Source organism: Actinoalloteichus spitiensis RMV-1378, from assembly GCF_000239155.1.
Taxonomy (GTDB): domain Bacteria; phylum Actinomycetota; class Actinomycetes; order Mycobacteriales; family Pseudonocardiaceae; genus Actinoalloteichus_B; species Actinoalloteichus_B spitiensis.
In genome coordinates, this window is record NZ_AGVX02000439.1 from 1 (window position 1) to 7,035 (window position 7,035).

5 protein-coding genes are annotated in these 7,035 nt (G+C 73.2%); all 5 read left to right on the top strand.

The genetic code is table 11. The annotated features are described in order from the left end of the window. Positions 1-342: hypothetical protein (locus ACTIDRAF_RS29710; protein WP_039788115.1), on the top strand; the 342-nt coding region annotated here is incomplete at its 5' end. A 64-nt stretch (positions 343-406) separates the two neighbouring features. Further along, on the top strand, positions 407-2,206 hold the full coding sequence (locus ACTIDRAF_RS0218660) for a WXG100 family type VII secretion target (protein ID WP_026066260.1): 1,800 nt from the start codon (positions 407-409) through the stop codon (positions 2,204-2,206). A gap of 47 nt (positions 2,207-2,253) precedes the next feature. Beyond that, positions 2,254-2,736 (top strand): YbaB/EbfC family nucleoid-associated protein, encoded by a 483-nt coding sequence (locus ACTIDRAF_RS29715; protein ID WP_016700245.1) that lies wholly within the window; start codon positions 2,254-2,256, stop codon positions 2,734-2,736. A gap of 121 nt (positions 2,737-2,857) precedes the next feature. Continuing rightward, complete coding sequence (locus ACTIDRAF_RS0218670) at positions 2,858-3,208, top strand: hypothetical protein (protein ID WP_016700246.1); 351 nt, start codon at positions 2,858-2,860, stop codon at positions 3,206-3,208. A gap of 19 nt (positions 3,209-3,227) precedes the next feature. Then, a partial coding sequence (locus ACTIDRAF_RS0218675) for a WXG100-like domain-containing protein (RefSeq protein WP_026066261.1) occupies positions 3,228-7,035 on the top strand: 3,808 nt, incomplete at its 3' end.

The following is a 7,035-nucleotide window of genomic DNA, read 5'->3' on the forward strand; positions in this document are numbered from 1 at the left end:
GGTGGCGGTGGGGGCGGGGTCGATCCCGGCGTGGGCGTGGGCGCGCCGAGGTCCCTGCCGGCCATGGACCCGGCGGCCATGACGAGGACCCCGTCGTTCAACGTGGCGCCGCCCGCCGCGACGACCCCCCAGTCGGTGTCCGCGGTGTCGGTGCCCATGACCCAGTCGGCCGGCGGGCCGGGCGGACACGGCATGCCGATGGTGCCTCCGATGTCCCCAGGCATGGCGGCGGCCGGCGCGGGCGCCCAGAACCAGAAGCGGGAACGCGAGGCATGGATCGGGGCGGACGACGAGGAATGGTCCGACGACCGTTCCATCTCCCCGGTCGTGGGACGCGAATGAGCGAGCCGACCAGCGCGGGTACGGCGTCGACACGACAGGCCTGAGCACGAGGAGAGGATTACGGATGGAGCCGGTCTCCGACACCACCCAGCCGCCCGACCCGGGCGACTTCGGGGGCGTTCCACCGACCCTGGAGGGCGCCATGGCCGCGCTCGCCACCGCCGACCCCGACCGGTTCTACCGCGCGGCCGACAGCTTCGACAGCATCGTCACCCGGCTCAACGGGGTGCTGGACGAGGTACGCCGGCACTGGAACCGGCTCGACGAGAGCTGGCACGGCGGATCCGCCAAGGACAGGTTGTCCGAGCGGAGGTCGAAGACGGACAACGTCGTCGTCCAGGTCACCGACACCCTGAGCACGCCGAGCTACTCCTCCCGGACCAGGGAGGCCGGTGACGCGCTCGTGCGGGCACAGCGGCAGCTGAAGGACATCCAGCAGTCGACGGTCCAGATGGACCCGCTACCCGCCGACATGCCGGCGGAGGACGCCGCTCACGCCAACGCCGCGCGGGCGGAACACGCCGCCAGGGTCAAGGACGAGCAGGCGGCGCACGTGCTCCACCGGCTGTCCGCCGACTACAACCAGACCAGCGCCACCCTGCGGCAGCTCCCCGAGGTGACCGCGGCCGATGCGCGGGTGCGGGCCAACGCGCCCATGACCCGCGTGGCCCGGAACGTGGTCTCCACGGCCTCCTCCCCGATGTCGGTGCTCAGCGCCCCGGCCGGCGAGGTGCCCCTCTCCCCGACCGGGCTGGCCGCTCCAACGCAGCAGGAGATGACCCCGTACGCGGGAGCGCCGGCCGCCGTGGCGGGTGCCACCGCCTACGGCGCGTCCCAGCAACGCACGGGTGTGCTGGGGCAGCCGGCCGCGACGGCCCAGCCCGCGGGTGACGAGAGGTACGGGGTCAACTCCGTGGGGCGACCCGCGGGCGTCGGGGTCGTCGGCGGTGTCGACGACCGGTCCGGCGGGTCCGGGGAGTACGGCCAGCGGAGCACTCCGGGTGATGTCGCGGTCGGACTGGACGCGCAGGCGGTGCAGACCGCCGGGCACGCCCCCGCCCCTCCCGGGGCGCCGGTGGCTCCCGTCGCGCCCGTGTCGAACGTTCCCGTGGGAGGGGAGGCGGGAGCCCGGGTACCGGTGGGCGGCATCGGAGTCCCCGGCGGGATCGGCACCGACGGCCGCGGCGGCCCCCGAGCCCCACAACCGGTGAAACCGGTCGTGCCGCCCGTGTCCAACCAGTCCGCGGACCGCCCGAACCCCTCGCCAGGGCACAACCCGTCACCGACCAACCCGTCGGGCGGAAGGCCGCCGGTGGGACAACCTCCGCTGAACGCGGTGCCGCCGGGGGGCGGGTCGGGATCGATCCCCGTGCGCAACCCCCAGTTCGGACAGACCCCCGGCGGGGTGACACCCCCGGGAGCCCTCCCACCCGGCAAGGTCAGCCCGGGGATGCCAGCCCTCGGCGGCGCACCCGGAATCGTCCCCCCGTCCAGCGCGGTCTCGCCCGGCAGCGTGGTGCCGCCCGGAGCGATCCCGCCGGTGCCGGGCGGGACGCCCGGCACCCCGGGGAGCCCGGTCCCCGGCCAGCCCCTGGGCGGAGCACCACTGCCCGGGGGGACACCCGGGCGGTTGCCGGTGTCCGCGCCGGGTGGCTCGTTCGGGTTCGACATGGGAATCGGAACCCCCGGCGTCGTGACTCCGGGTGGTTCGGGAGACTCCAGAGCCCCGTTCATGCCGATGGGAGGCACGGGTGCGGGTGCCGGTCAACAGGAGGAGGAACGCCTGCGGGACGCTCCCTACACCGAGACCGACTCGTGGTCGGTCGCCCGCGAGGGTTCCGCCGGCGTCATCGGCCGGGACTGACTTCGCCCCACACCCCCCGACAGCACCGCCCAGCAGGAGGACTCCACATGACCGCCGGATTCAACCCGTTCAGCGGCCAAGGCCTGCCCGACGTCGCCGGCGCCCTCGCCGAGTTCGAGAAGCAGCAGGCGCGGCTGATCAAGCTCCAGGAGGACATCTCCCAGGCGTCGACGACGGTCGACTCCGACAACAAGATGCTCACCGTCACCCTCGACGGCAACGGCCAGTTGCGCGAGATCAAGGTGAACACCACCCAGTACCGGAAGATGACGCCCAAGGAACTGGCCGAGGTGCTCACCAAAACGCTGCGGAAGGCGAACTCGGAACACCTGAAGTCGATGGGTGAGCTGATGGGCGGGTCGCCGATCCCCAACGTGGACTTCGAGGACTTCGCCTCGGGCCGCAGCGACTTCGGCGAACTGCTCCAGGGCATCCTCGACCCGATCGTCGCCGACCAGGGCGCCGCGTCGCAGAAACCCGAGCTGAAGAAGCCCCGTCCGCAGGACGACGGCTGGGACCACGACCGCTGAGGCGTCACGGGGAGGCCGGACCCGACGGCCTCCCCACCGTTGACCCGGGACCACCGCGTGTCCCCGCGCCAGGGCACCGGGTTCCGCCGAGGAACGCGAACCCGACAGGAAGGAGAGCGGCGTGGCCGACGAGACCTCACTGGACAGCACCGAAGTCCTCATCCACAACAAGGAGGACCGGGAGGCCATCGAGCACTTCGGCGGCGCCTGGCGGGAGCTCTGCCAGGTCCTCGACGCCAACGACGGCTGCTGGAGCACCGACGACATCGGGACCGCCTTCGCGAACAAGTACGTCGACCCCGCCGAGGGGCAGGTCCAGAGCCTGAAGGACGTCTACGAGATCTGCGCGAACATGTCGGGTTTCGTGCCCGAGGTGGTCGAGCTGTTCATGCAGATCGACAGCGACGGAGCGCAGGACCTCGGCTCCGCCATCGATCACCTCCGCAGGGGACGGCCCGACACCTCGGGCTGAGTACGGAACTGGGTGAGACATGACCACGGAACTGCCTGCCGGACTCCAGACCGCTCTCAAGATCGTCGCGGGCCAGCCCTGGCCCGAGGGCAGTGAGAGCGGACTGCGTTCGATCAGCAGCGCGTGGTCGAAGATGGCGGACGAACTCGAGCAGTTCGCCGTCGCCATGGAGCGCTCCGCCCGCAACATGTCCCAGAACATGACGGGCGAGTTCTCCGACGGCTACCAGGACTGGGCCGCCCGCCAGGTCCGCGCCAAACTCGACGAGCTCCGCGCCGGAGCCCAGGAGCTGTCGAGCCTGGCGAAGAACACCGCCGCCGACATCCAGCAGGCCCGGATCATGATCATCGTCCAGCTGGTGATGGTCGCCGCCTCGTTGGCCATGGCCTGGATCCCCTTCTTCGGCGGAGCGATCGTCTCCGCCGCCGTCTCCGCGGCACGCGCGGTGATCTCGCAGATCCTGCGCAACGTGATCACCAGGATCCTGGGGCGCACGATCGGCAACCAGGTCATCCGCACCGTCGGCACCACCATCCCCCGGGCCATCGGCGGTGTCGGCAACAAGATCGGCGGCGGCGTGAACAAGGTAGTCGGCAACCGGGCCGGGGGTGTCGTCAACCAGGTCGGTCGGCAGACCATCAACAGCACCGCCCAGGAGGTCGGGCTCGACGTCGCCATCCAGAGCGGCCAGATCGCCACCGGTGGCCGTGATGATTGGAACAAGGACAACACCATAGGCGCCGCGATCGGCGGCGCGACGAACGGCGCGGCCAGCGGCATCCTCGGTGCGGGTGGGCGCGGACTGGGCAACCGGATCGGCGACGGGAAGTTCGGCAGCGGGCCGCAGAACTTCCACAACTCCAAGCCGGGCGAGGCACTCAGCATGTTCGGCGGAGCGGCGCGGGAGGGCGCCGCCGCCGGCATCAGCGACGCCGCCACCGCCGCCGCGATGGGCGGCGAGTTCAACCCGTTCTCGATCAGCGCGGGCTTCTTCGGCGGGTTCAGCGGCCGAGGCGGGCGAGGCGGTGGCGGTGGCGGCGAGGGCGACGGGGTCGAGAGCGGAACCGGCGGGGACCTCGCGGGTCCGCCGACGCTCGACACGGACACCGACCAGGGCCCGGTCCAGGAGGGTGGCGGCGAGGCACCGCCCGCCGAGGACCAGACCACGGGCGGCGGCACCAACAGCCGGGGCAACCCGACCGAGTTCGGACACCAGGACAGCGGCGGCCAGCACGGCGGCGACCGTGGGAACGCGGAGCGCCCGAGCACCGGGTCCCAGCTCGGCCCCGACGGAACGGAGGGCGTCGGCGCTCCCCACAACCGGAGCACCACCCCGGGGGAGACACCCGGCGGCCACCACTCCTCCACGCAGGTCACACCGGACGCGCGCGGCGACCAGCACGGCACGGGGGGCACCGCCGGGCAGGACGCTCCCGGCGGCGGTGAGCGGAACCTGGGCGGCAACGGCGTGCTGCCCGGTCACGTGGGCAGCCAGCAGGGCTCCGGGCAGCAGTCCAACCAGAACCAGCAGTCCAACCAGTCCAACCAGCCGAACCAGAGCTCCCGTTCCGGCTCCCAGAACGGTGGCCAGCACGACCGCGACCAGCCCGCGGGGCGGGACACCGTCCCCGGCGGGCAGCACGGCACGGGCGAGGGCATCGTCACCGAGTCCCGGGGCGAGCACGGCGGCGGCAGCGTCCCCTCCCACGACCGACCCGAGACCGTGGGATCGCCGGAGAACACGCGGGAATGGACATCGCGGGGCGACTCCTCCGGCTACGGAGGACACCAGGAAACCGGCGACCAGCTCGGGAACCGGCAGTCGAACTCCCACGGCGGCGACAGCGGGTGGAACCAGGGCAGGGACTCCGCGCCGGAGTACGCGCACGCCGACACCGGCCACGGCCAGAGCGGGCAGGAGTCCAACTTCGGCGAGGGCCGAGGCGACGGGCAGCGCGGAGGGGGAGCCGACAACACCTCCGGGGGAGGGACCGGCGACCGCCAGGGGACTGGCGAACACCGGTCCGGCGAGGCAACCCCGGGCGAGAACGTCCGCGGCCCCGGGCAGAACCTCCCCTCCGGCCGCGACTCCGGGACGGGCGGCGACGAGTACGGCGACTCGCGCCTCGGCTCGGACAGCCGGTCCGACACCGGCGACCGCGCCAACGGAGACGAACGCGGCGAGGACTCCCGCCCCGGACGGGAGTCGAACGACCGCGACTCGAGTGGAACCCCGGGCCGGGGCACCGGTTCGGAGTACCAGGACGGTCACCGCTCTGGTGGTTCCGAGCAGGGGGCTGGTCAGCGCGGGGAGCGCGGTGGTGGCGACGACGCCGGGAGGGGTCGGGACGGCTCGTCGTCGGAGCACTCGGAGGGTCGTGCGGGGCAGCGGACGGGTGAGGAGGACCAGCGTTCCGGTGGTGAGCGGGGCGGTGGTCGTGGTGAGGACTCGTTGGACCAGCGTTCCGGTGGTGAGCGGGGGAGCGGGGGCCAGCGTGAGCAGGGCTGGGGTGAGGATTCCTCGCGTCAGCGGGTGGGTGAGGACGGCCGGTGGTCCGGTGGTGAGCGCGGTTCCGGTTCGGAGTACCAGGACGGTCACCGCTCTGGTGGTTCCGAGCAGGGGGCTGGTCAGCGCGGGGAGCGCGGTGGTGGCGACGACGCTGGCTCGGGCAGGGGAGAGCGTTCCGCCGGCCGACCGGAACCCGGTACCGAGGAGAACCGGACCGGGCGGGACGGCGTGGCGGAGCGCGGCGACGACCGTGCGGGCCAGCGGACCGGCGACGACGGCCAGCGGACCGGCGACCGGGGAGGACAGCACTCCGACAGCCGACCCGAGCAGGAACGGACCACACCCGTCACCGAGGACCACCGAGGTGGCGGCTACCGCACCCCCGGGCACGACAACGGCACCCCCGGTCAGTCGCAGGCCCAGCCGGGACCCGGGCAGCGGGACTCCTCCGACGGCCCCACCCGTGTCACCCCCGACCAGCACACCTCGACGGGCCGCACCCAGGACACCGGGCGTTCCGAACCCGCCTCGAGCCCGTCCTCGGACCGGGGCGCGCAGGGGCCGGTGCCAGGTGGCCGCTTCCCGGAGGCGGAGCACTCGGGCGCGAGCCAGAACGGCCGCACCGGCCCTCCCCCCACCACCGAACAGGCTCCTACGGGCGTGCAGCGCCCACCGGCCGCGGGCGACACCGGCAGCCAGCTGACCCCGGCTCCCCACCAGGGACAACAGGGTGGTGGCACGCCGCACCCCAGCAATCCCACCACCACGAGCTCCGACACGTCCGGGCAGCGCACCGACACCCCGGTGGCACCCCCGGCCACGACGCAGTCCGGCTCCGGGACCCACACCAACACGGGTGGGCAGACCACGACGCAACAGACGAACCCCAACCAGCAGAGCGCTCCGCCGCCGGCACCAACGGCACGCCCGGTGCCCACCGCCGTGCCGACCACGAGCACCCCCGTGACCGGAACTCCCGTTCCCACCACGACGGGCACCCCCGGACCCACGCCGGTGGTCACGAACAGCGGCTCGCCCGCCCCGGTGACGTCCAGCGGTGGTTCGACCGCGCTCACGCCGGAGCCGAGCACGAACGGTCCGACCGCGCCGGTTCTCCCGACCCCGAACGACCCCGCACCGCAACCCACCCCCAGGTCCGGCCCCACCGACACCGAGCCGCCCACCCCGTCCGCCCCACCGCCCACCAGCGGTGGACAGTCCTACACGCCACCGCCACCCACCACCACGGGCGGCCAGACCTCGCCGACACCGGGCCCGGCGAACACCCAGCCGCCGCAGTCCCCGCCAGCCGCTCCCC

Bases quoted from the DNA above. Each gene is read 5' to 3' on its own strand.
- ACTIDRAF_RS0218660 (WP_026066260.1), top strand. From the start codon at position 407: ATGGAGCCGGTCTCCGACACCACCCAGCCGCCCGACCCGGGCGACTTC.
- ACTIDRAF_RS29715 (WP_016700245.1), top strand. From the start codon at position 2,254: ATGACCGCCGGATTCAACCCGTTCAGCGGCCAAGGCCTGCCCGACGTC.